Origin of the sequence: Weeksella virosa DSM 16922 (genome assembly GCF_000189415.1) — a bacterium.
GTDB classification, from domain to species: Bacteria; Bacteroidota; Bacteroidia; order Flavobacteriales; family Weeksellaceae; genus Weeksella; species Weeksella virosa.
This window is the reverse complement of the sequence record NC_015144.1, coordinates 277,455-299,355: the sequence shown is the minus strand read 5'-3', so window position 1 is coordinate 299,355 and position 21,901 is coordinate 277,455. Positions and strand designations below refer to the sequence as shown.

22 protein-coding genes are annotated in these 21,901 nt (G+C 35.5%); 15 read left to right on the top strand and 7 right to left on the bottom strand.

The features are described 5' to 3' along the window. The first annotated feature begins 121 nt into the window (after positions 1-121). The 4 genes from WEEVI_RS01555 (at position 122) to WEEVI_RS11305 (ending at position 3,183) form a co-directional block, all read left to right on the top strand. Positions 122-940 carry a MotA/TolQ/ExbB proton channel family protein gene (locus WEEVI_RS01555; RefSeq protein ID WP_013597425.1) on the top strand — a complete coding sequence of 273 codons (819 nt, stop codon included), beginning with the start codon at positions 122-124 and terminating at the stop codon, positions 938-940. A gap of 90 nt (positions 941-1,030) precedes the next feature. Then, the gene (locus WEEVI_RS01550; protein WP_013597424.1) at positions 1,031-1,630 is read left to right on the top strand and encodes an ExbD/TolR family protein; all 600 of its coding nucleotides are present in this window, start codon (positions 1,031-1,033) and stop codon (positions 1,628-1,630) included. Between the two features lie 18 nt (positions 1,631-1,648). Further along, positions 1,649-2,188, top strand: coding sequence for an ExbD/TolR family protein (locus WEEVI_RS01545; RefSeq protein ID WP_013597423.1), 540 nt, complete (start codon positions 1,649-1,651; stop codon positions 2,186-2,188). A gap of 35 nt (positions 2,189-2,223) precedes the next feature. Next, positions 2,224-3,183 (top strand): hypothetical protein, encoded by a 960-nt coding sequence (locus WEEVI_RS11305; RefSeq protein WP_013597422.1) that lies wholly within the window; start codon positions 2,224-2,226, stop codon positions 3,181-3,183. A gap of 85 nt (positions 3,184-3,268) precedes the next feature. Here WEEVI_RS11305 and WEEVI_RS01535 read toward each other — a convergent pair whose 3' ends face one another. After that, the gene (locus WEEVI_RS01535) at positions 3,269-4,342 is read right to left on the bottom strand and encodes a M20 family metallo-hydrolase (RefSeq protein ID WP_013597421.1); all 1,074 of its coding nucleotides are present in this window, start codon (positions 4,340-4,342) and stop codon (positions 3,269-3,271) included. Further along, on the bottom strand, positions 4,336-5,103 hold the full coding sequence (argB, locus tag WEEVI_RS01530; RefSeq protein WP_013597420.1) for an acetylglutamate kinase: 768 nt from the start codon (positions 5,101-5,103) through the stop codon (positions 4,336-4,338). Before argB ends, WEEVI_RS01535 begins: the two co-directional genes overlap by 7 nt. 232 nt (positions 5,104-5,335) lie before the next feature. Between argB and WEEVI_RS01525 the strand changes: the two genes are divergently transcribed. The 7 genes from WEEVI_RS01525 to carB all read left to right on the top strand — a co-directional run bounded on the left by WEEVI_RS01525 (position 5,336) and on the right by carB (position 14,212). After that, entirely contained in the window at positions 5,336-5,920 is a 585-nt protein-coding gene (locus tag WEEVI_RS01525) for a GNAT family N-acetyltransferase (RefSeq protein WP_013597419.1), read from the top strand. Positions 5,921-5,990: 70 nt separating this feature from the next. Next, on the top strand, positions 5,991-6,452 hold the full coding sequence (locus tag WEEVI_RS01520; RefSeq protein ID WP_013597418.1) for an arginine repressor: 462 nt from the start codon (positions 5,991-5,993) through the stop codon (positions 6,450-6,452). Beyond that, positions 6,449-7,630: an argininosuccinate synthase gene (argG, locus tag WEEVI_RS01515; protein ID WP_013597417.1), complete on the top strand. Its 1,182-nt coding sequence runs from the start codon at positions 6,449-6,451 to the stop codon at positions 7,628-7,630. Before WEEVI_RS01520 ends, argG begins: the two co-directional genes overlap by 4 nt. An 84-nt stretch (positions 7,631-7,714) precedes the next feature. Further along, positions 7,715-8,701 carry an N-acetyl-gamma-glutamyl-phosphate reductase gene (gene argC / locus WEEVI_RS01510; protein WP_013597416.1) on the top strand — a complete coding sequence of 329 codons (987 nt, stop codon included), beginning with the start codon at positions 7,715-7,717 and terminating at the stop codon, positions 8,699-8,701. A gap of 60 nt (positions 8,702-8,761) precedes the next feature. Then, positions 8,762-9,898 (top strand): aspartate aminotransferase family protein, encoded by a 1,137-nt coding sequence (locus tag WEEVI_RS01505; protein ID WP_013597415.1) that lies wholly within the window; start codon positions 8,762-8,764, stop codon positions 9,896-9,898. Continuing rightward, positions 9,891-10,982 (top strand): glutamine-hydrolyzing carbamoyl-phosphate synthase small subunit, encoded by a 1,092-nt coding sequence (carA, locus tag WEEVI_RS01500; protein ID WP_013597414.1) that lies wholly within the window; start codon positions 9,891-9,893, stop codon positions 10,980-10,982. Before WEEVI_RS01505 ends, carA begins: the two co-directional genes overlap by 8 nt. Before the next feature lie 2 nt (positions 10,983-10,984). Continuing rightward, positions 10,985-14,212 carry a carbamoyl-phosphate synthase (glutamine-hydrolyzing) large subunit gene (carB, locus tag WEEVI_RS01495; RefSeq protein WP_013597413.1) on the top strand — a complete coding sequence of 1,076 codons (3,228 nt, stop codon included), beginning with the start codon at positions 10,985-10,987 and terminating at the stop codon, positions 14,210-14,212. Between the two features lie 80 nt (positions 14,213-14,292). On the opposite strand, the gene WEEVI_RS01490 is transcribed toward carB, so the two are convergent. Beyond that, positions 14,293-14,970, bottom strand: coding sequence for an ankyrin repeat domain-containing protein (locus tag WEEVI_RS01490; RefSeq protein WP_041942215.1), 678 nt, complete (start codon positions 14,968-14,970; stop codon positions 14,293-14,295). Between the two features lie 295 nt (positions 14,971-15,265). Here WEEVI_RS01490 and WEEVI_RS01485 point away from each other — a divergent pair, with 295 nt between their 5' ends. Beyond that, on the top strand, positions 15,266-15,589 hold the full coding sequence (locus tag WEEVI_RS01485; protein WP_013597411.1) for a hypothetical protein: 324 nt from the start codon (positions 15,266-15,268) through the stop codon (positions 15,587-15,589). Between the two features lie 133 nt (positions 15,590-15,722). On the opposite strand, the gene WEEVI_RS01480 is transcribed toward WEEVI_RS01485, so the two are convergent. The 4 genes from WEEVI_RS01480 to WEEVI_RS01465 all read right to left on the bottom strand — a co-directional run bounded on the left by WEEVI_RS01480 (position 15,723) and on the right by WEEVI_RS01465 (position 19,240). After that, entirely contained in the window at positions 15,723-16,448 is a 726-nt protein-coding gene (locus tag WEEVI_RS01480; RefSeq protein WP_013597410.1) for a hypothetical protein, read from the bottom strand. A gap of 23 nt (positions 16,449-16,471) precedes the next feature. Beyond that, positions 16,472-17,194: a tRNA threonylcarbamoyladenosine dehydratase gene (locus tag WEEVI_RS01475; protein ID WP_013597409.1), complete on the bottom strand. Its 723-nt coding sequence runs from the start codon at positions 17,192-17,194 to the stop codon at positions 16,472-16,474. Between the two features lie 4 nt (positions 17,195-17,198). Beyond that, the gene (locus WEEVI_RS01470) at positions 17,199-17,855 is read right to left on the bottom strand and encodes a TatD family hydrolase (RefSeq protein WP_013597408.1); all 657 of its coding nucleotides are present in this window, start codon (positions 17,853-17,855) and stop codon (positions 17,199-17,201) included. 341 nt (positions 17,856-18,196) lie between these two features. Next, positions 18,197-19,240 carry an asparaginase gene (locus WEEVI_RS01465; protein ID WP_013597407.1) on the bottom strand — a complete coding sequence of 348 codons (1,044 nt, stop codon included), beginning with the start codon at positions 19,238-19,240 and terminating at the stop codon, positions 18,197-18,199. A 127-nt stretch (positions 19,241-19,367) separates the two neighbouring features. Between WEEVI_RS01465 and WEEVI_RS01460 the strand changes: the two genes are divergently transcribed. The 3 genes from WEEVI_RS01460 to WEEVI_RS01450 all read left to right on the top strand — a co-directional run bounded on the left by WEEVI_RS01460 (position 19,368) and on the right by WEEVI_RS01450 (position 21,718). Next, a complete protein-coding gene (locus WEEVI_RS01460; protein ID WP_013597406.1) occupies positions 19,368-20,201 on the top strand; it encodes a hypothetical protein in 834 nt (277 codons plus the stop codon). A gap of 58 nt (positions 20,202-20,259) precedes the next feature. Then, positions 20,260-20,715: a peptidoglycan-binding protein LysM gene (lysM, locus tag WEEVI_RS01455; protein ID WP_013597405.1), complete on the top strand. Its 456-nt coding sequence runs from the start codon at positions 20,260-20,262 to the stop codon at positions 20,713-20,715. A gap of 148 nt (positions 20,716-20,863) precedes the next feature. Then, positions 20,864-21,718, top strand: coding sequence for an OmpA/MotB family protein (locus tag WEEVI_RS01450; RefSeq protein WP_013597404.1), 855 nt, complete (start codon positions 20,864-20,866; stop codon positions 21,716-21,718). Positions 21,719-21,901: the final 183 nt, after the last annotated feature.

Genomic DNA, 21,901 nt, shown 5'->3' with positions numbered 1-21,901 from the left:
TTTTAATCGAAATATTAAATTTACATGAACAACCAAAAATTTATATGGTTGATTTGAAAAATTTTCACTTAATTTACACCCACGTTAATAAAAAACATAAATTATTTAAAAGAATTAGTAAATGGAAAAGAATGTAACTGTACCAGCTAAGCAAACAGGAAAAAAGGCAGGTATTAATCCAGTAATCACAATTGTAATTTTGTATGCTATAGCAGCATGTATTTTCTACCTTTGGTTTGGTAATGAAGGAAATTTTGAGGGCGGAGATGTTGAGTATGGGCACCCATTAAATTTCTTAGGAATTATTCGTAAAGGAGGTCACATCATCCCATTCTTGATGACATTCTTCTTTATGGTAATTGTTTTCTCAATCGACCGTGCAATTGTTTTAGGTAAAGCAAATGGTAGTGGAAGTGTAGACAAATTTGTAAACGACATCCGTGCTTTATTAAACAAAAACGAAATCAACAAGGCTATCGAACTTTGTGACAAACAAAAAGGATCTGTAGGAAATGTAGTGAAAGAAGGTTTGACAACTTATAAAGCATTACAGAATGACAATACCATGAACAAAGAACAAAAATTAGTACAATTAAATAAAACTTTAGAAGAGGCTACTGTTTTAGAAATGCCAACATTAGAGAAAAACATGACGGTACTTTCTACGGTTGCATCTATTGGTACATTAATCGCGTTAATGGGAACAGTAATCGGGATGATTAAAGCGTTCTTCGCATTAGGTGAAGGAGGAGGGTCTCCAGATGCTGCACAATTATCTGTTGGTATTGCCGAGGCGTTAATTAATACCGGTATGGGTATTGGAGCTTCAGCTTTCGCAATTATCGCTTATGCTTACTTTACTTCTAAAATTGACGATTTAACATTCAAAATCGACGAAGTAGGAATGAGCATTCAACAATCTTTCTCTGCACACAATTAATCTAGAATAATCCGAAGAGAAACTTAAGAAGTTTATCTCGGTATAAGAATTGAATGATAATACAAAGATTAATTAAACAAACAGAGAAAAATGGCAAGAGTTAAACCGAAAAGACAAAGTCCGAATATGGACTTAACAGCTATGAGTGACATGGCTTGGCTTTTGTTAACTTTCTTTATCTTGACATCCAACTTTCGCGAACCAGAAGTGGTTGAGGTGGTAACACCAAGTTCAGTTTCAACGCTGAAAATGGCCGACGACAATATGATGCGAATCTCTATTACCAAGGAAGGTAAATATCTATTCTCATTAGAAGAAAAAGATAGAATACCAACCTTAGAGAAAATGGGAGAGAAATATGGGGTAAGATTTACAGACGGTGAAAAGAAAGCCTTTAGAGAAACAGCCGAGTTTGGTGCGCCAATGCAAGGGATGCGTCAGTTCTTGAATTTAACTTCAGGAGATCGCGAGAAATATTTGCAAAGCAGCCAAGCCGGAATACCTTTAGATACGATAAACCCTAACAAAGAAATGGTTGATTGGGTTTTCGCTGCTAAGGAAGTGAATGATAAAGTGAACCTTGCAATAAAAGGTGACCAAGAAGCGACTTATCCACAGTTTAAGTTACTCTTGAACGAATTGCAAGAAAAGAATATGAACAAATTCCAGTTGATTACAACTGCAGAATAATAAAGAAATTTAAAGAAAATGGCACAAATACAAGAGTCCTCAGGAAATGAGGGAGGTAAAGTACGCTCGAAGAAACAGTCGACAAAAGTCGATATGGCGCCCTTGGTAGATTTAGGTTTCTTATTGATTACATTCTTTATGTTCGCGACAACGTTTAGTAAACCAAACGTCATGAATTTGAATATGCCACCTAAATTAGATAAACCTTTTGAACAGCAAAATCAAGACGAGATAAAGCTATCAAACTCATTATCTATCATCATTGGTGGAGATAACAAATTGTATTGGCATCAATCAGAAGTTAAAGATCTTAGTCCAGAAACACTGAATGAAACAGATTATTCGGTAGAAGGAATACGTAAAGTAATCCAGACAGCTACTGCAAGAGCAGAGAATAAGGATATGTTTACCGTGATCATTAAACCGACTGATGATGCAAATTACAAAAACGTTGTAGACGTTTTGGATGAAATGGAAATTACCAAATCTACCAAGTACGGTATGAAAGATGCCGATGCAAAAGAAGTAGAAGTTTACAAGCAAAAAGCTGGTAAATAAAGGTAAGTCGTAGAATGTTTTAAAAAAGAGAGAAAATGTCTAACAATAAAAAATACGAATCATTAAACGAAATTGTTTTCGAGAATAGAAATAAAGAGTATGGTGCATACCAACTCAGAAAAAACGAAGACAATGCCCTACTAAGAGCTTTGCTTCGAGGTAGTGTGGTGATTTTGATTTTGGCAGGAGTTGTATGGTTTGCAAACTCAGATTTACTTTCGAATCAACGAGAAGAAAATGTAGTTGAAGTAAACCTAGAAGATGTAACTATGCCAGAAGTTCCGGAAGAAGAGGAAGAGGTAGTAGAACCAGAACCAGAACCAGAACCAGAACCAGAAATACAGCAAAATCACTACCAAGAAGAAACTGCTCAGGTGAAAATGATTATACCAGAACCAAAAAAAGAAGCCAAGGTAGAAGCAACGATTCCAGACGTTAAAGCGATCGAAAATAAAGATATTTCATACTTTGATCGTGAAGGGAAAGAATCTAAATCACAAACTGGTGGAGGTGAAGTTAATCTAGATCCAGACGCAGGGAAGAATACAAAACAAGTACCTAAAAATGATTCTAAAACTGATGGAGGTGGTGCACCGACAACCGTAACTGCTCGTACAGCAGCAATTATGGCAATTTACCCAGGCTGTGAAAGAGAAGCACGAAAAGGTAAAGAAGCAGCGCAAGCATGTCTCAACAGACGTCTTGCAGCTGATATCGGGGATGAACTACAAGATTTTACATCTATAGCAGAATCAAAAGGAATTAATGTAGCCAATGCTAAATTAAACTTCCAGATTGATACACAAGGTAGAATTGTGAAAATTGAACCAGCAGCTGGTAGTGAAGCAAATTTAGGTCCTGAAGCTAAAAAAGCATTGCAAAGAATTACCGATCGTCAACAACGTAGAGGTAAAACCATCGTTCCGGCGAAAACAGAAGATGGAAGACCAGCAATCCTTAACTTTAGTATTCCGGTAAGATTCCAATTACAATAATATTTTTCATAGAAAATATTAATACAAAAAAACCCGTTTCTTTTGAATCGGGTTTTTTTAATATTTCTGATAGACCAGCTACCAACTAAAAATTAAAATCTTCGAGTAATGCAATGTATCGATCAATTCCATGTTCAATTTCCGAAAGATAAATAAATTCATCCGGTGTATGTGATCGAGCAGAATCTCCTGGTCCAATTTTTACAGTGGTAAAATCCATCATCGATTGATCAGAAAGGGTAGGAGAACCATATGTAGCGCAACCCAAAGATATCCCTTTTTGTACAATAGGGTGTGTAGGGTCTATCTTAGAAGAGTTTAATCGCAGAGATCGTGGAATAAATGAAATCGAATCCGAAGAAAATTCTTTTTGTAAACGAGCATTTACTTCCTCATTGCTATACAGTTCGTTCACACGTACATCCATTACAAGTTTGCAAGAATCCGGTACCACATTGTGTTGTTTACCGGCTTCTATTTGGGTAACGGTTAACTTCACGGGTCCCATAAATTCCGATACTTTATCGAAACAAAAGTTTTGTAATCGATTCAAAAGGTCATTGGCTAAATAAATAGCATTAATCCCTTCGTTGCGCGCAGCATGACCTGTCTTACCTTTCACTTCAATATCATAGACAATTAACCCTCTTTCTGCGATTGCCATATCCATTTTGGTTGGCTCTCCAACAATACCCAAATCTATTTTGGGGAGAGAAGGTAACAAACTGCCAACATTCAAATTTCCTGAATTTTCTTCTTCTGCCGTTATTGCCACTATAAGGTTGAACGGAATTTCTTTGTCTAGAAAATAGATAAAAGTAGCCAAAAGACTAACTGCCGAAGCACCAGCATCGTTACTACCCAAGCCCGTTAAACGATCACCTTCTATCTTTGCTTCGAAAGGATTGTAGGTCCAAGATTGACCAGGTTTCACCGTGTCGTGATGCGAGTTCAGTAGAATTGTTTTTTTGGTAGGGTCATAAGGAGAGTGAAAACTATACACATTGTTGTTTATCCGTTCTGCTTTTGCTCCAGACTGTTCTAAAAACTCAACAATTCGATCAGCTGTCTTGTTTTCTTCTCCTGAAAAAGATTCAATTTCGATTAAATCCTTCAAGAGTTCGATTGCTTTATTTTTAAGCTCTTTTCTGTTTAACATAATACAGTTTTTGTTTCGGTATGTATATTAAGTGCATGTACCAGATTAACTTGTTTCACGCCCGCTGCAATTACCTCGAAAGCGTTGTCTAATTTCGGAATCATCCCTTCGAAAATTATTTTATCAGCTTTCAATTGCTGATATTCTTTATTATTGATACTCGAAATGAGCGAGGAATCATCATTAATGTCTCTTAAAACTCCAACTTTATCAAAACAAAAATTTAGCTCAACCTGATAAAATTTACTTAGCGCAATTGCAACTTGCGATGCAATGGTATCTGCATTGGTATTGTAAAGATTTCCTTTTTTATCGTGTGTTATTGCACAAAGAACAGGCGTAAGGTTTGATTCTATAAAAGATTGCAATCTAGCGGCATCGACACTTTTTTCGTCTAAATCACCAACAAAACCGTAATCGATAGTGTGTACAGGACGTTTTGTGGCGGTAATACAATTGGCATCTGCACCCGAAAGTCCAAGTGCATTGATGTTGAATTTTTGTAATTGCGCAACAATCGATTTGTTGATGTTTCCTGCGTATAAACCTGTAACAACATTTAGAGTTTCTTGATCAGTGATACGTCTACCATCGACCATTTTAGGCTCGATCCCTAATTGTTGTAAAAGTTTAGATGCACCTTTTCCTCCGCCATGTACTAAAATTTTCGGTGATTTTTCTTGTGAAAAAAGATGGAGAAAGTCGGATAATTCTACCTGATTATCGATGATGCCACCACCTATTTTGTATATTTTCAGCATGTTGATAAAATTATTGTGTTTTTTTTAAGTTTTATTACGTTTTACAAAAATAAAGTTTTTAAATTTGTACTTCAGTATAACAACTGAATTCTTATCATAAAATGGAAAAATTATTTCCGCTTGCAAAAAGAAGCAAGTTAAATAATCAACAATTTTTTAGGCTCTACAGCCAAGTGTTTTTCCTTTTTCATCGTTTTTTTCAATCTCAATTTCAATCAAAACAATTACAGCAATGGTCGTGAGAATAGCAAATAAAGACGATGTAAAGTATGCAGATGAATTGGTGCTTTGGTATGAAGAGTCGGCCAGACAAAGAAAAACGGGAATTGCCAAGCGAAATCCAGTTTATTTACAGCGTAAAATGGTCAATGGTAATGCCATTATTGCATTTGATGACGATGGATCTTTGGCTGGATTTAGCTATATCGAAACGTATGAAGAAGAGAAGTTTGTTGTTAACTCTGGGTTGATTGTTCGTACCGATCTACGCACATCTGGAATTGGAAAAGAAATAAAAAAGGCAATTTTCGCATTATCCAGAACCAAGTTCCCGAACTCGAAAATCTTTAGCATAACAACATCTTTGGCGGTAATGCGCATGAATACAAAGCTGGGATATAAACCGGTAACGTACTCTGAGTTAACACAATCCGAAGAGTTCTGGAATGGCTGTAAAAGTTGTAAGAATTACCATATATTATTAGAAAACGAAAGAAAAATGTGTATTTGCACCGGTTTAGTGTATGATAATCTCGATGATGAATTTGCTAAGAAACAAAAAGAAGAAAGTCTAAAGAATGATATTGATATTGAATAAATATTCAGTAATCAAAAAAAATTTATCTAAGTTTTGTGAATTTATGATTATGGTTGAATAATTATACAAAATGAGTAATAAAAAATACAGATTTCAATTAATAGAGAAGTTAATCTCTACTGAAGAAATTGCAAGTCAAGAGGAATTGTTAAAAAAACTAATTTCTCAAGACGTACAAGTTACTCAAGCTACATTGTCGAGAGATTTAAAAGAATTAAAAATAATCAAAGTTCCTACCGAAAAAGGTGATTATCGTTATCAATTGCCAGAAGAAGGAGTAACAATGCACAATACGATTTTGCAAAGTGAGGTAAGCTTAGAATTTACTGCAAACCTGGGAGTTCTAAAAACCAAGCCAGGCTATGCTTTAGGCTTGGCATTCGAAATAGACAATCACCAACTTCCATCTTTGTTAGGCACAATTGCAGGTAATGATACAATTTTACTTATTTTGAGAGAAAATATAAGTCGAAAAAAATTTATAGAAGAAATACAAACAATTTTACCAAACATAAAAAACAACATTTCATGAGCAAAAAAGCAGTTTTGGCCTATAGTGGTGGCTTAGATACTTCGTACTGTTTAGTAAATCTTACACAAGAACAAGGAATGGAAATGCATACAGTGATTGTAAACACGGGAGGATTTTCTAAAGAAGAACTAAAAGAAATAGAAAAGCGCGCCTACGAATTGGGTTCTGCAAAACATGTCACCATCGATATTACCGAGAAATATTTTACAGACTGTATTCGGTTTTTAATCTACGGAAATGTCTTGAAAAATAATACATACCCACTTTCTGTGAGTGCAGAAAGAATGTTCCAATCTATTGCTATTGCAGAGTATGCCAAAGAAATAGATGCTGAATATATAGTGCATGGTTCTACCGGAGCTGGGAACGATCAAATTCGGTTCGATCTTGCTTTCGCAGTTATATCCCCACAGTCGAAAATAATTACTCCAATCCGAGACGAGAAGTTATCTCGCCAACAAGAGGTAGATTATTTACAATCAAAAGGAGTTCATTACAGTTGGGAAAAAGCCAAATACTCTATCAATAAAGGTATTTGGGGAACCTCGGTAGGAGGCGTAGAAACCCTTACGTCAGATCAGCCATTACCAGAAGAAGCCTATCCGACTCAATTATCCAAAACAGAACCATCCGTTATAGAGATAGAGTTTGAGAAAGGAATCCCAACGGCTCTCAATGGTGAAAAATTAACAGCAGTAGAATTAATTCAAAAACTCAATGAAATTGGTGGAGAATACGCTATCGGGAGAGACATACATGTTGGTGATACCATATTAGGAATCAAAGGACGAGTTGGTTTCGAAGCACCTGCAGCTCATCTACTCATCAAAGCTCATCATTTACTAGAAAAACACACCCTTACTAGATGGCAATTATTGCACAAAGATACTTTGGCAAACTGGTACGGGACTTTGTTACATGAAGCTCAATATTTGGATCCTGTCATGAGAGATATCGAAGCATTCTTAGAGTCATCGCAAAATCATGTCACTGGTAAGGTAAAAGTACAACTGAATCCGTATCATTTCTCTATGATCGGAATCGAATCACCGTATGACATGATGCAATCAAAAGTAGCAACATACGGAGAAGAAAATGAAGCATGGGATTCGAGAGATGCAAGAGGATTTATTAAAATATTCGGGAATCAATTAAAAATAGTTCATAGCTTCGATTAATTGATTGGTTAAAGTGAGTTCATTCAATTGAACTCACTTTCTTGTAAATAGCTTATCCAACAAAAACACAATAATAAACAACACATGAAAAACAAAATAACCGTAAGCATTGTAGGTGGAGCAGGATACACAGCAGGAGAACTTTTGCGCATCTTATTGCATCACCCGATGGTAGAAATCACTTCGGTATACAGTACCTCGAACGCCGGAAACCCAATCGTCAAAGTGCATGATGATTTGTTGGGCGAAACAGAAATCTATTTTTCAGACACGATAGATCACAATGCCGATGTGGTATTTTTGTGTTTAGGACATGGGAAATCTGCCGAGTTCCTTTCAAAAAATACCTACTCAGATCAAACGGTTATTATCGATCTAAGCAATGATTTCCGACTAGAAAAAGACCATATTTATAAAAACAGAAAGTTTGTATACGGATTACCAGAATACAATAAAACAGATATTCAACAAGCCAAAAATATAGCCAATCCTGGGTGTTTTGCGACGGCGATTCAGTTAGCCTTATTGCCTTTAGCTGCAGAAAAAGAAATAAAGTCCGCTATTCATGTCAATGCGATTACCGGTTCAACCGGTGCAGGACAAAGTCTTTTGCCTTCTACACATTTTAGTTGGCGAAACAACAATGTATCTTTTTATAAAGAATTTTCACATCAGCACGAGGGGGAAATTTATCAAACTTTAGAACTATTGAATACAAATTTCGAACTTAAATTGTATTTCTTACCAATGCGTGGCGATTTTACACGCGGCATTCTAGCAGGTGTTTATCTCGAAACTGATTTGTCCGAAACTGAAGCAGTTGAGCTATATCAAAACTACTATCAAAACCATCCATTTACAATTGTATCTGATGCAGACATCGCTCTGAAACAAGTCGTCAATACCAATAAATGTTTATTAAATATCAAAAAAGAAGGAAAGGTTTTGCTCATCACTTCGGTTATAGATAACTTAACAAAAGGCGCAGCAGGGCAAGCAGTGCAAAATATGAATTTAATTTTTGGGTGGGATGAAACACTTGGTTTACAACTAAAACCAGTAGCTTTCTAGATCATCCTCGATTAATAAAAATAATAAAATATTACGCAACAATAAAATATCAACAAAATAATGAAACTATTCGACGTATACCCCATCATGAATGTTACCCCTGTAAAAGCAAAAGATTGCATTCTTTGGGACGAAAACGGTGAAGAATACTTAGACTTATATGGCGGGCATGCTGTGATTTCTATCGGGCATTCTCATCCATATTACGTAGAAAAATTAACCGAGCAGATCAACAAAATAGGGTTTTATTCTAACTCTGTAAGAATTCCTATTCAGCAAGAATTAGCAGAGAAATTAGGGCGTCTTTCGGGTTACGAAGATTATACGTTATTCTTGGTAAACTCAGGTGCAGAAGCCAATGAAAATGCTGTGAAATTAGCCTCTTTCCATACAGGGAAAGATCGTGTAATTGCTTTTCGTGGGGCTTTTCATGGACGAACTTCTGGTACGGTTGCCCTAACCGATAATCCCAAAATTGTAGCTCCCTATAATGCACATCACAAGGTTTCTTTTGTAGATTATGACCTGAATGAAATACAAAAAATTATCGACGGAGGAGATGTAGCTGCAGTAATATACGAACCTATCCAAGGAGTTGGTGGAATTATTTTACCAACCGACGAGTTTGTGCAAGGTTTACGAAAACTATGTACCGATAATGGAGTAATTCTCATTGCCGATGAAATCCAATGTGGATATGCACGTTCTGGTAAATTTTTCGCTCATCAACATTCAAATATCAAAGCTGATCTCATTACAATGGCCAAAGGAATGGGAAATGGCTTCCCGATAGGAGGAGTTTTGATTTCGCCGGATTTCGAAGCTTCCTATGGTTTGTTAGGAACTACTTTTGGAGGTAATCATCTCGCTTGTGCAGCAGCTGTAGCAGTTTTAGATATTATCGAAAAAGAGAAACTAATAGAGAATGCCAAAGAAATAGGTGAATATATTGGTTTGGAGTTGAACAAATTCCCGAAGATTAAAGAAGTACGTGGCCGAGGATCTATGGTAGGAATCGAGTTCGATTTTCCGATCAACGAGCTCAAAAACAATTTATTGACCAAGCATCATATTTTCGTAGGGTATGCTGGTAACAATGTCATTCGATTATTGCCACCACTGACCATTACCAAAGCGTATGTCGATAAATTTATCAATGCATTACAAACAGAAATAAACATCATCATCAATGGATAAAAAAGTGAAAATTGTTTTCCAAGACGGTTTGGAAATAGAAGGTCAATCATTCGGAGCCTATACGTCTACTGCGGGTGAAATAGTATTCAATACAGCAATGGTAGGATACAATGAGAGTTTAACAGATCCTTCGTACAAGGGGCAAATCATGGTGATGACTTTTCCGATAGTTGGCAACTATGGCGTCCCGGATGATAAAAAAATGATCGATGAAATCGAAGCATGGTTAGAATCCAATACTATTCAGGTTTCGGGATTAGTTGTTTCTTATTATTCGGACGATTATTCGCATTGGAATGCGATTCAAAAATTAGGAGATTGGTTAAAAGCACACAACATTCCAGGGGTGTATGGTATAGATACGCGTGCAATTACCAAAAAATTAAGAGAAGAAGGCTCTACATTAGCCAAAATTGTAGCCGATACAGAAATCGATTTTTACGATCCCAATACCGATAATTTAGTAGATCAGGTATCGATTAAAGAAGTCAAACGATACAATGAAGGAGCAGAATACAAAGTTGTTTTGGTTGATTGTGGAGTGAAAAATAATATCATTCGCAGCCTGGTTCATCGTGGAGTAGAAGTCATTCGCGTACCTTGGGATTACGATTACACTATTTTAGAGTATGATGGATTATTTATTTCGAACGGTCCAGGAGATCCAAAAATGTGTACACCAACGATAGAAAACATCAAAAAATCTTTGCAAGAAGAACAGCCAATTTTTGGGATTTGTTTAGGAAATCAATTGGTTAGTTTAGCTGCTGGAGCTTCAACATACAAGTTGAAATATGGGCACCGCTCACACAATCAGCCAGTACAGTTAGTGGGAACAACAAAATGTTTTATTACTTCTCAGAATCATGGTTTTGCAGTAGATGACACTCAATTGCCAACAGGTTTCAAAACTTTCTTTACCAACCTAAACGATGGAACATGCGAAGGAATCCGACACGAATCAAAACCAATATTCACAGTACAGTTTCATCCAGAAGCTATGGGCGGACCTGTAGATACAGAATATCTATTTGATGAATTTATTGAGGAAATAAAAAAGTATAAAAACGCAAAATCAGAATAATAATGATCAACGATATAAAAAAAGTTTTAGTTTTAGGATCAGGAGCCTTGAAAATTGGCGAAGCAGGCGAGTTCGATTATTCAGGTTCACAAGCCCTTAAAGCCCTCAAAGAAGAAGGAATCAAAACCATCCTAATCAACCCAAATATAGCCACTGTTCAAACTTCAGAAGGAATTGCAGATGAGATTTATTTTCTTCCTATAACTCCTTACTTTGTAGAAAAAGTAATAGCAAAAGAGAGACCAGACGGAATTTTAGTCGCTTTCGGAGGACAAACTGCACTCAACTGTGCTGTTGAGCTCAATAAAAATAAAATATTCGATCGGTACAATGTTCGCGTCTTAGGAACTCCAATTTCTGTAATCGAATCGACAGAAGATCGAGATATTTTTATCGAAAAATTAGACCAAATCGGTGTGCTTACTGCACGGTCAGAAGCTGTAGAAACAGTAGAAGATGCAATGGCTGCTGGAAAAAAAATAGGTTTCCCGCTAATTATTCGTGCCGCATATGCATTGGGAGGTTTAGGTTCTGGCTTTGCTAATAACGAAGAAGAATTATACGAATTGGTAGAAAAAGCCTTTACATATTCTAACCAAGTTTTGGTCGAAGAATCGCTCAAAGGTTGGAAGGAAATAGAATATGAAGTCGTTCGTGATGCTGCCGATAATTGTATTACGGTATGTAATATGGAGAATTTCGATCCGATTGGTGTACATACCGGTGAATCTATTGTTGTGGCTCCTTCGCAGACTTTGACCAGTTCAGAGTATCACAAATTAAGAGAAATCGCTATACGGACTATTCGTCATTTGGGAGTTGTGGGAGAATGTAACATACAATATGCATTTGATCCAGTTTCAGAAGAATATCGTGTAATCGAAGTAAATGCTCGTTTATCAAGATCTTCTGCATTGGCTTCAAAAGCCACGGGTTACCCTTTGGCCTTTGTCGCTGCAAAGTTAGCTTTAGGTTATACCCTAGACGAACTGAAAAACAGTGTAACCAAAACAACTTCTGCAATGTTCGAGCCTGCTTTGGATTATTGCGTGGTGAAATTACCTCGTTGGGATTTGTCGAAATTCTACGGCGTAAGAAGAAACATAGGTTCTGCCATGAAGTCGGTTGGAGAGGTGATGGCAATCGGGCGATCTTTTGAAGAAGCAATTCAAAAAGGAATACGAATGCTCGATATCGGGCATCGCGGATTTGTAGCAAATTCGTTCTCAATTCCAGAAGGTGAATCATTGGATACTTGGCTTGCCGAGCCAAACGATGAACGATTATATGCAATAACAGAAGCTTTCAAGGCGGGTTATTCAATAGAAAAAATCCACGATTTAACGAAAATCGATCTGTGGTTTTTACAACGATTAGAGAGAATCTTTAGAACAGCGGAAAAAATTGAAGCCCTAGAGCGATTCGAACAATTAGATAAAGAACTTTTACACACTGCCAAAAAGCAAGGATTTTCTGATCAGCAAATAGGTGTATTAATCAAAGGAGATCGTATGGCTCATAGGAATGAGCTGACTGTTCGCGAACTGAGAAAAAATTACGGAATCCTACCTGTTGTAAAACAAATCGATACCTTGGCTGCCGAATTCCCTGCACAAACCAATTATTTATATATCACCTACCACGGTACAGAAAATGATTTAAATCCAGAAACCGAAAAATCTGTTTGTATTTTAGGTTCGGGTGTTTACAGAATAGGCTCTTCGGTAGAGTTCGATTGGTGTGGAGTAAACGCAGCACAAACAGCATCAAAAAACGGATATAAAACAATCATTATCAACTACAACCCAGAAACGGTTTCTACCGATTATGACACGTCTGATCGCTTGTACTTTGAAGAATTAACCTTCGAGCGTGTGATGGATATACTAGAATTCGAGAATCCATTTGGCACAATCATTTCTACAGGAGGGCAAATTCCGAATAATCTAGCAATGAAATTGTACGACCAAAATAAAAATATTCTAGGTACCTCGCCTTTGCGTATAGATGATGCGGAAAACCGACACAAATTCTCGGAAATTCTAGACGAATTAGGAATTGATCAACCACGATGGAAAGAGTTATCCTCACTAGAAGCGGTTCATTCTTTTGTAGACGAAGTTGGTTTCCCGGTACTAATTCGCCCATCATACGTACTTTCGGGTGCTGCGATGAATATAGTTTCTAACTCGCACGAACTAGATGCTTTCCTAAAACTAGCCAAAGAAGTATCACCCGATTATCCAGTTGTAGTATCGGAATTTGTGCAAGGAGCAAAAGAAATCGAATTGGATGCCGTTTGCCAAAACGGAGAAATTGTAGATTATGCCGTATCAGAACACGTAGAGTTTGCAGGTGTGCACTCTGGTGATGCCACAATGTATTATCCGCCACAAAAAGTCTACATCGAGACTATTCGCCAGATGAGAAAAGTCGCAGCAAAAATTGCAAAACGTTTCGAAATTTCTGGACCGATGAATATTCAATTTCTATCGCAGAACAACACTGTTCGTGTAATCGAAACCAATATTCGTGCATCGCGCTCATTTCCGTTCGTATCAAAAGTTTCTGGACATAATTTGATCGAGAAAGCAACCAAAATCTTGTTAGGAATAGAAGTAGAAAAGGGTAAATCAGAAGTTGTTTACGATTTGGATTATGTAGGAGTTAAAGCCTCGCAATTTTCATTTACTCGTCTACAAGGTGCAGATCCTGTTTTGTCGGTTGATATGTCGTCTACCGGAGAAGTTGGTTGTATTGGCGATTCAGCAGAAGAAGCCTTACTAAAATCGATGTTATCGGTAGGATACAAAATACCAGAAAAAACAGTATTGATTTCTGGAGGTCCGATCGAATCGAAGGTAGCATTATTAGGGCCAGCAAAAGAATTAATTGCCAATGGATATAAAATCTATGCAACCGAAGGAACACACAAATTTTTCACAGATAACGATGTTTATTCGACAATGGTGTATTGGCCTTCGGATGAAAAAGAGCCTAATGTAATAACGTATATGCACGATCATAAATTCGATATGGTAATCAATATTCCAAAAAACTTAACCAAAGCAGAGTTGGATAACGATTATCAGATACGGAGAACAGCCGTAGATTTTAACATTCCGTTGATTACCAATGCACGATTAGCATCGGCTTTTATACATGCTTTCACTACTTTGTCGATCGATGATCTGAAAATCAAGACATGGAGAGAATACCAGAATAAATAAGCTCGAAAAAGGATATTTATTATCATCAAAAAAATCCACTCAAATAGAGTGGATTTTTTTGGATTGTAAAGACTTTACAATTATTTTAATAAATTGACAATCGCTTTGAAGTTTCTTTGTTCTGCGTGCTCAAGCGCAGTGGTTCCGTCCTTGTCTGGTATATTTTTATCGGCTCCAGCTTTTAGTAAAATTTTAATAATTTCTTGATAATTTTTACTTCCGTCTGATAAGATAACCGTTTCCATAAGCGCTGTCCATCCTAAACGGTTTATATGATTGATGGGGAAGTTTGGTGTGTTAGCTAAAAGGCGAACAGTAGCAACATGACCTTTTTCGCAAGCCGGTATAAGTGCAGTTCCGTTATAACGATTATAGACAGAGAAATCTGCACCATGTGATAGATATAGTTTCACGAATTCGGTCATGCCTTCCGCACCCGCAAAAAGAAAAGGAGAATCTGCATTGTTATTTTGCGTATTGACATTGGCACCGGCTTCTACCAATAGCTTTGCAATCACTAGGTTTTGGTTATACGTTGCATAATGTAGTGGCGTATTGCCATCCGTGTCTTGTTTGTTTACATTTCTTTTGTTCTCTATCCAAGAGGTAACTTGCTCAACATTGTTACTTTTTGTTGCTTCTAGAATATCCATTTGGGCGATGCTTTTGGGGTTAAGGTTGTTTGGGTTTTGTGGATCAGAAAAACATCCCATAACTATAAAAAAGATAAGAAATTTTATTGATACAGCTGTTTTCATAAATTTTTGCATCATTTGTTTTCAGAAAAAAACAATATAATCATAATATCTAGTATTGTAATGTGTTTTAACGTAGGTTTATGATTAATTTAAATTTTTTCTGATTTCTAAGGATTGATACCGTAACTGAGCTTCAGCTATAAGATAGAAAGAATCTGTGTGGCAAGAATAAACATTCGATGATATAACACTCAATCGACGATTTTTATTATTATTGATAATATCAATATAATTTATGCAATTACCTTAGAAAATTGTTTTATCTTGATCGAGTCAAATTATAAAATATAATGCTATGAAATTGGTATCCCTACTCATTATAACATTCATCTTTGCAGGTTTTATTTCTTGTAATAAAAAAATCCAAAAGAACGAAGAGAATAAAAATTTATTTATAAATAGTTGTATTACCACTGCAAAAAAAGAAACCAGAGGAATGTTTAAAGAAGAAGATATCAACGCGTATTGTGATTGTGCTGCAAATAAAGCATTAGGGGAATTTACAGTAGAAGAGATGTTACAGCTAAATAACGCAGAAGAAGGGGTAGATGTACAAAAACGTTTGATGGAAGTAATTCAACCCTGTGTAGAAGAATTGTCGAAAAAAGCACAGCATTAAAAAAAACTTTTTAGGTATAAAAAAAACTAGTAAATGTTTGTTTCTATACTAGTGGAACTAGCGAAAAAGTGTAGCAATTGGTAAGAGTATAGAAATTGAAATGACCTAAAAAAGCTCGATGTTTCGAGCTTTTTTAGTTAGTTTTCTCTAAAATTTCTTCTATATAAATTCTAACTTCTTCTTGTCCGTTCGAATCAAGTTTCGATTTGAAATCTTCTAACTGTTCTAATACTTTCTGACGATCTAATTTCTGTAGTAATGCATGACTGCTTGCCAAAAAGATACTAATACTATCTAATCCACGCTCTCGGAGATATTTTTCGTTGGATGTTTTTATTTGTTCATATATTTGACAAAGAAGATTGAATTTTTCGAAGGCTGCTTCATTTTGGTCTTTTGCTTCTAATGCTAATAAATAGTGGAAAATTAATTGTACCGAAGGTATATTTCTTTCCGTACCATATTGTGTATATTTTTCTAGCGCTTTTGCAAAAAGCATTTCACTTTTTTCGTATTGCTCATTAAGCGTTGCTGCAATCACAGCATTGAACCAATCGTCCGAATTATTACTGTTTTCTGCTAATTGACTAAACGCTTCGTCGGCTTCTGCCCACTTGCTTTGGGCATAATGACATAGCGCAATTAGTTTTTTTGCATCATATACATCTTTCTCTGTGGTGGCAGTTTTTTCTAATTCTTCTGCAATTTTCCGACTCAACACATATTGTTGATTATCGAATAAATCAATTGCTGTGTTTAGTATACTATTGGTCGCTCTTTTTTCAAAAGCCTTGTTATACGCTTCGAAATGTTCTCTTAGTCGATCTTCGTATGTTTTGTAGTTGTAGTTAATTTTCATGTTTGCAAAATAAACAAAATTTGTTAATCTTTTTGATCTAATAAATAGCGAATGACAGTTTCGGCTGCATACAAACCAAAAAGTGCTGGCATCCAGCTGTTTGTACCATAGTAAGATTTCTTGAAATTTGTTCCGTCGGTTAAAGCTACACTATTTTCGTCCGGAACTTCTGTAGAAAAAACAGCTTTTACTCCTTTAGAAACACCCATCTTCTTTAGGCGTCGACGTATTGTTTTGGCTAATGGACAAACATCTGTTTTACTTATGTCTTTTACAACTACTTTGCTTGCCAACATTTTCCCGCCGGCTCCCATATTGCTAATAACTTTTACTTTTTTGCTTTTAGCAGATTTGATGAGATTCAACTTTGGGGTAATACTATCGATGCAGTCCATAACATAATCAAACTCGGTTGTGACTATTTCTGTTGCTCGTTCTGGTGTAAGGAATTCTTGGTGTTTGGTAAGTTTCAGTTCGGGATTGATGTCGAGAAGACGTTGTGCTAGAACCTCTATCTTGGGTTGGTTTATCGTAGAGTGTAATGCAGGTAATTGACGGTTAATGTTGGTAATATCTATAACATCACCATCTACTATTGTGAGATTTCCTACTCCTGCACGTGTTATGAATTCTGCTGCAAACGATCCTACACCACCCAAACCAACAATCAAAACATGAGCGTTTTTCAGTCGCTCTATTCCTTCGGTTTTAAATAATAATTCTGCTCTTTCTTGCCAAATAGCCATTTTGTTAATGAAATTTATGCCCAAAAAATCGTTCTACATTGCATTCGACTGCGATCTTTAATTCGTCTAAACTACAGGCTTTTAATTCTGCAGCTTTCTGATATATCTCTTCGATCGAGAACCATGTATCATCCGTTTCGAGAAAAATTCTTTCCATCGAAAGGTTTGCAAAGATAGTTTGTAGGTTTGGGTTTTTCATTAGATTGACACCAAAACTTACTTCGTGCCCTTCTGTATGAATTTGTTTTAATAATAAAGCGTTTTTTCTAAATCCATGAAAAAGAAATTGTTGCTCTATCTTTTCTTGTTTATGAATATTGAGTATCTCTTGATAAGCCTTTACACAATGTATTATGACGGGTTTTTGATAAGAGGTATTAAGATGTAATTGCTCGATAAAAACTTTCTTTTGCAACTCAAAATCTACCTCAGAATATTTATCTAATCCACACTCGCCTAAAGCCAAACAGTTTTCTTTACTCAGCTTATAATCTAGCAGTTTTAGTTCAGTTTTATACGTTTCTTCTTTGATATGCCAAGGATGCAAGCCGCACGTGAAAAAGGGTGTACTGATGTTATCAGAAGGGGAGGTGTTGAGAATTTCTATAACCTGGTTTGTGGAGTGATAATGATGGGTGTGGATATTGAAGAATCTAGACATTGTAAGCAAGTTTTTTGGCCAATAGGGTTTGATGTTGTTGTTTTCTGAATCGAAGAATGGCTAGTAATTTACATCTTTATTTTAATAGAAATAGAACAGATAAACTCTTCAGAAAGAAATAGTTCAATTGAATATTGCCCCACAAAAAGTAGCGGCCTTAATGATGTATAATACGGTTTCACTTACCTTATTATTTATCTAGAAAAAATCTGTCTGTAGATGAGGTTTCTATCCTTACCGATGCGATGAACAATTTAGCTATATGGATAAGTACGATTTTTATTATAACAGTTTTTTAGTGATAAAAATATGATAAATTACAAAACTAGATGAGTGACAAATTAATGTAAAAGATGACGATTATTAGTAAGTTCTCCCTTTAAGTTTTTTTCATACTCTATCTTGAAATCTTGATAGGATAAATTCTGTCCTAGTAAATAAATTACTTTCGTGATTGCGGCTTCCATCGTCAGATCATAGCTACTGATAACACCCATTTTTCTTAGCGGTAAACTGGTTGCATACCTTCCTATTTCGACCATCCCACCCGCACATTGTGTATTGATAATGAGGTGGACTTTTTCTTCTACTTTTTTCTTCAATATATCGATAAACCACTCTTCGGTAAAAATATTTCCGGTTCCATATCCTTCTATAATAAAAGCTTTAACATTAGGAGTTTGAAAAATATTTTTTACAAAATCTTTAGTTATTCCTGGGAATATTTTCAAAACTCCGACCGATGGATTCAATTGTTTATTCACCATAAAAGGACCATTAATTGGATAGTGAAATAAAAGATTTTTCTTTACATCAAGGTGCACTCCGCTGATTCCTAATGAAGGGAAATTGGGCGAATCAAACGCATCGAAGTTTTCTGCATTTACTTTGGTTGCCCGGTTTGCTCTGAAAAGTTTATACTCGAAGTAGATGCAAACCTCCTGTATAATTGGCTCATTATCTTGCATCAAACTCGCTAATAGTACAGTAGTAATTAAGTTTTCTTTGGCATCCGTTCTTAGCTCTCCAATGGGTAATTGAGAGCCTGTGAAAATAATTGGCTTATCTAGATTTTCGATCATGAAGCTTAGCGCAGATGCCGTATACGCCATTGTATCTGTTCCGTGTAGAATAACAAAACCATCGTATAAATCGTATTTTTCTTCTAAAATTTCACCTATCCTAATCCAAATTTCGGGTTTCATATCGGCCGAATCTATTGGATTTTCAAAACTATAATAATTTATATCACAATCAATTAAAGAAAGTTCTGGGAGTTTTTTGATTAGATTGTCAAAGTCAAATGGGATAAGCGATTGCGAATCGTAATCCATTGCCATACCAATTGTCCCACCTGTATAAATGATTAGAATTTTAGGAATCATATCGTTAGAAAATGTTATATCAATGCCCAAAATTATTGATTTTTTCTTAATTTAAAACCTCAAAACCCGAAAGATAATTCGTTGTAATAGAGAGAATCGTTTATCTTCGTATAAAAATCTTTTAGCAATGAAACTTAATATCTTTTATATACTTTTTTGTATTTCTCTTTCACCGCTTTTTGCTCAGGAAGGTAAATTGTTTGATGTAGAATACGATGTGAAAGGACAAACCGTAAATACACTTGCTTTTACAATGGCAAAATGTAGTCAGATATCGATCCATAATGCATGGGTAAATTGGGTGAAAGCGAGGAATGGAAAATTGACATTGCTAAATAAAAACGAAGCAAATGAAGTACGTTTTAAAAACTCGCCAGAAAACTATAAAACAACACTAAATTTGGTTGATGAAGGTACTGATTCACTCACCATAATCACAACTTTAGTCGATGAGAAAGGTATGTTTGTGAATGCTTCGTCGGTGGATTATCCAGAAATCTATGAGCGCCTAAAAGATCTATCATTCGAGATGCGAAAGGGGTGTTATCGGCATGAGTTGACACAAGCCAATGAGTACATGATTCGGTTGAGTAATCAGAATCTAGATTTGCATAAGCAAAAAGGAAAGGTAATGAAAAGTTTACTAAAAAATCAGAACGAATTACTGAAACTAGAAACGCAAAAAAATAGTGTTACAGAAAAGTTGTCGACCATAGAAAGCGATTTGATGCAAGCATCCGATGATAAAAAAATTGATAAATTGATGCGACAAAAACAAAAAGTAGAAAGTAACTTCTATGGTTTGGATAGTAAAATAGGAAGGCTGAATGAATCGATTAAAGAAGGAAATATACAGCTAGAGCAAATTGAACAAACTCTGTCGGGTGTAACAGAAGTTTACCAATCACAAAGTAATTTAATTGAAAATTTACGTAGGAAATTAAATGAAATATATCGATAATGGCAAAATATTTGTTATATTAGTTGTAGTATTAATAACCTAATTAATTAAATAAACTATGGGATTATTTTCATTTATTAAAAATGCCGGTGATAAATTATTCGGAGGCAACGAAACACCTGAACAAAAAGCACAGAAGATAAAAGAACATGTAAACAAATATGGCTTTGATTTGAGTGGAGTTACTTTTACAGTGGAAGGCGAAAAAGTAGTAGTTTCGGGAGAAGCAAAAAATCTAGATGAAAAACAGAAGATTTTGGCTACTGCAGGCAATGTGGAAGGAGTAGAGGGAGTTGAGGATCATTTAACTTTGCGTGAAGCGTTAAAAATCGAAATTCCAGATTTGTCTAAAACCTTATACACTGTAAAAAAAGGCGACACTTTATCTAAGATTGCAAAAGAGGTTTATGGCGATATGATGAAATACCCTAAAATTTTCGAAGCAAATAAGCCAATGCTAAAAGATCCAGACAAGATTTATCCTGGTCAAGTATTGTACATTCCACAAGATTAGTAGAAACTAGGATATTAAGAACTTTCAATTCATGTTTTTGGATTGAAAGTTTTTTTAGAATTATGAATTATAAAAGAAAATAGATACTAAAAAACACTTATTTTCGTTAAAAAATATAATAGAAACAGTATATCATAAAAATAGAAATATGAAATTATCAATTTTTCCTGTAGCTGCTTTAGCATTTACAATGTTGGTAGGTTGTGTTAGTCAGAAACAATATGATGAACTACAAGCTAGATACAACACTGCATATGCAGAAGGACAAGCTGCACAAAATGAGTTGTCTGCTGCAAGAGCTAGAATCGAAGGATTAGAAAGTATGATTGAGGCAGAAAGACGAAATTTAAAATCATTAGAAACTGCTTTCCAAACATGTCAATCATCACTAAACAATTGTTTAGATGGTAAAAAAGGTGATGCGGTGAATATTTCTAAACTTTTGGATGAAATTGCAGCATCAAATAAATATATACAGCATTTAGTGAATACAAAATCAAAATCAGATTCATTAAATATGGTGCTAACCAACAACTTAACACGTTCTTTATCTCGTGAAGAAATGCGTGATATCGATGTTCAAGTATTGAAAGGTGTAGTGTATATATCGTTAGCTGATAATATGTTATATAAATCAGGAAGCTACGAAATTTCTCCAGCAGCAGGAGAAACCCTGAGTAAAATTGCAAAAATCATCAAAGATTACCGTGATTATGATGTGTTAATTGAGGGGAATACAGATAATGTACCGATTAATCGTCCGAATATTCGCAATAACTGGGATCTTTCTGCCCTTCGTGCATCTTCTGTTGTGCAAGCATTACAAAATCAGTACGGAGTTGATCCTAAGCGTTTAACCGCTGGTGGGCGTGGAGAGTATAATCCTGTAACTACTAATGCTACCGAAGAAGGTAAATCTAAAAACCGCCGTACACAGATTATCATTACTCCAAAATTAGATGAGTTTATGAATTTAATCGGGCAAGCACCAGGTAAGAAATAAATAAAAATTTCAGATATAAAAAGGCTGCATTATGCAGCCTTTTTTGTAAAATAAACTTTGCTCGATTTATAGAGTTTTACTACTCATTTTCATCATTAGTAATTCTTGCATTGTTATTGATAAAATTATTTATAGAATTGATGAAAATTACTAAATGAAATTCCCAATGCCTATATTTTAGTA

Bases quoted from the DNA above. Each gene is read 5' to 3' on its own strand.
- WEEVI_RS01555 (WP_013597425.1), top strand. From the start codon at position 122: ATGGAAAAGAATGTAACTGTACCAGCTAAGCAAACAGGAAAAAAGGCA.
- WEEVI_RS01550 (WP_013597424.1), top strand. From the start codon at position 1,031: ATGGCAAGAGTTAAACCGAAAAGACAAAGTCCGAATATGGACTTAACA.
- WEEVI_RS01545 (WP_013597423.1), top strand. From the start codon at position 1,649: ATGGCACAAATACAAGAGTCCTCAGGAAATGAGGGAGGTAAAGTACGC.
- WEEVI_RS11305 (WP_013597422.1), top strand. From the start codon at position 2,224: ATGTCTAACAATAAAAAATACGAATCATTAAACGAAATTGTTTTCGAG.
- WEEVI_RS01535 (WP_013597421.1), bottom strand. From the start codon at position 4,342: ATGTTAAACAGAAAAGAGCTTAAAAATAAAGCAATCGAACTCTTGAAG.
- argB (WP_013597420.1), bottom strand. From the start codon at position 5,103: ATGCTGAAAATATACAAAATAGGTGGTGGCATCATCGATAATCAGGTA.
- WEEVI_RS01525 (WP_013597419.1), top strand. From the start codon at position 5,336: ATGGTCGTGAGAATAGCAAATAAAGACGATGTAAAGTATGCAGATGAA.
- WEEVI_RS01520 (WP_013597418.1), top strand. From the start codon at position 5,991: ATGAGTAATAAAAAATACAGATTTCAATTAATAGAGAAGTTAATCTCT.
- argG (WP_013597417.1), top strand. From the start codon at position 6,449: ATGAGCAAAAAAGCAGTTTTGGCCTATAGTGGTGGCTTAGATACTTCG.
- argC (WP_013597416.1), top strand. From the start codon at position 7,715: ATGAAAAACAAAATAACCGTAAGCATTGTAGGTGGAGCAGGATACACA.
- WEEVI_RS01505 (WP_013597415.1), top strand. From the start codon at position 8,762: ATGAAACTATTCGACGTATACCCCATCATGAATGTTACCCCTGTAAAA.
- carA (WP_013597414.1), top strand. From the start codon at position 9,891: ATGGATAAAAAAGTGAAAATTGTTTTCCAAGACGGTTTGGAAATAGAA.
- carB (WP_013597413.1), top strand. From the start codon at position 10,985: ATGATCAACGATATAAAAAAAGTTTTAGTTTTAGGATCAGGAGCCTTG.
- WEEVI_RS01490 (WP_041942215.1), bottom strand. From the start codon at position 14,970: ATGAAAACAGCTGTATCAATAAAATTTCTTATCTTTTTTATAGTTATG.
- WEEVI_RS01485 (WP_013597411.1), top strand. From the start codon at position 15,266: ATGAAATTGGTATCCCTACTCATTATAACATTCATCTTTGCAGGTTTT.
- WEEVI_RS01480 (WP_013597410.1), bottom strand. From the start codon at position 16,448: ATGAAAATTAACTACAACTACAAAACATACGAAGATCGACTAAGAGAA.
- WEEVI_RS01475 (WP_013597409.1), bottom strand. From the start codon at position 17,194: ATGGCTATTTGGCAAGAAAGAGCAGAATTATTATTTAAAACCGAAGGA.
- WEEVI_RS01470 (WP_013597408.1), bottom strand. From the start codon at position 17,855: ATGTCTAGATTCTTCAATATCCACACCCATCATTATCACTCCACAAAC.
- WEEVI_RS01465 (WP_013597407.1), bottom strand. From the start codon at position 19,240: ATGATTCCTAAAATTCTAATCATTTATACAGGTGGGACAATTGGTATG.
- WEEVI_RS01460 (WP_013597406.1), top strand. From the start codon at position 19,368: ATGAAACTTAATATCTTTTATATACTTTTTTGTATTTCTCTTTCACCG.
- lysM (WP_013597405.1), top strand. From the start codon at position 20,260: ATGGGATTATTTTCATTTATTAAAAATGCCGGTGATAAATTATTCGGA.
- WEEVI_RS01450 (WP_013597404.1), top strand. From the start codon at position 20,864: ATGAAATTATCAATTTTTCCTGTAGCTGCTTTAGCATTTACAATGTTG.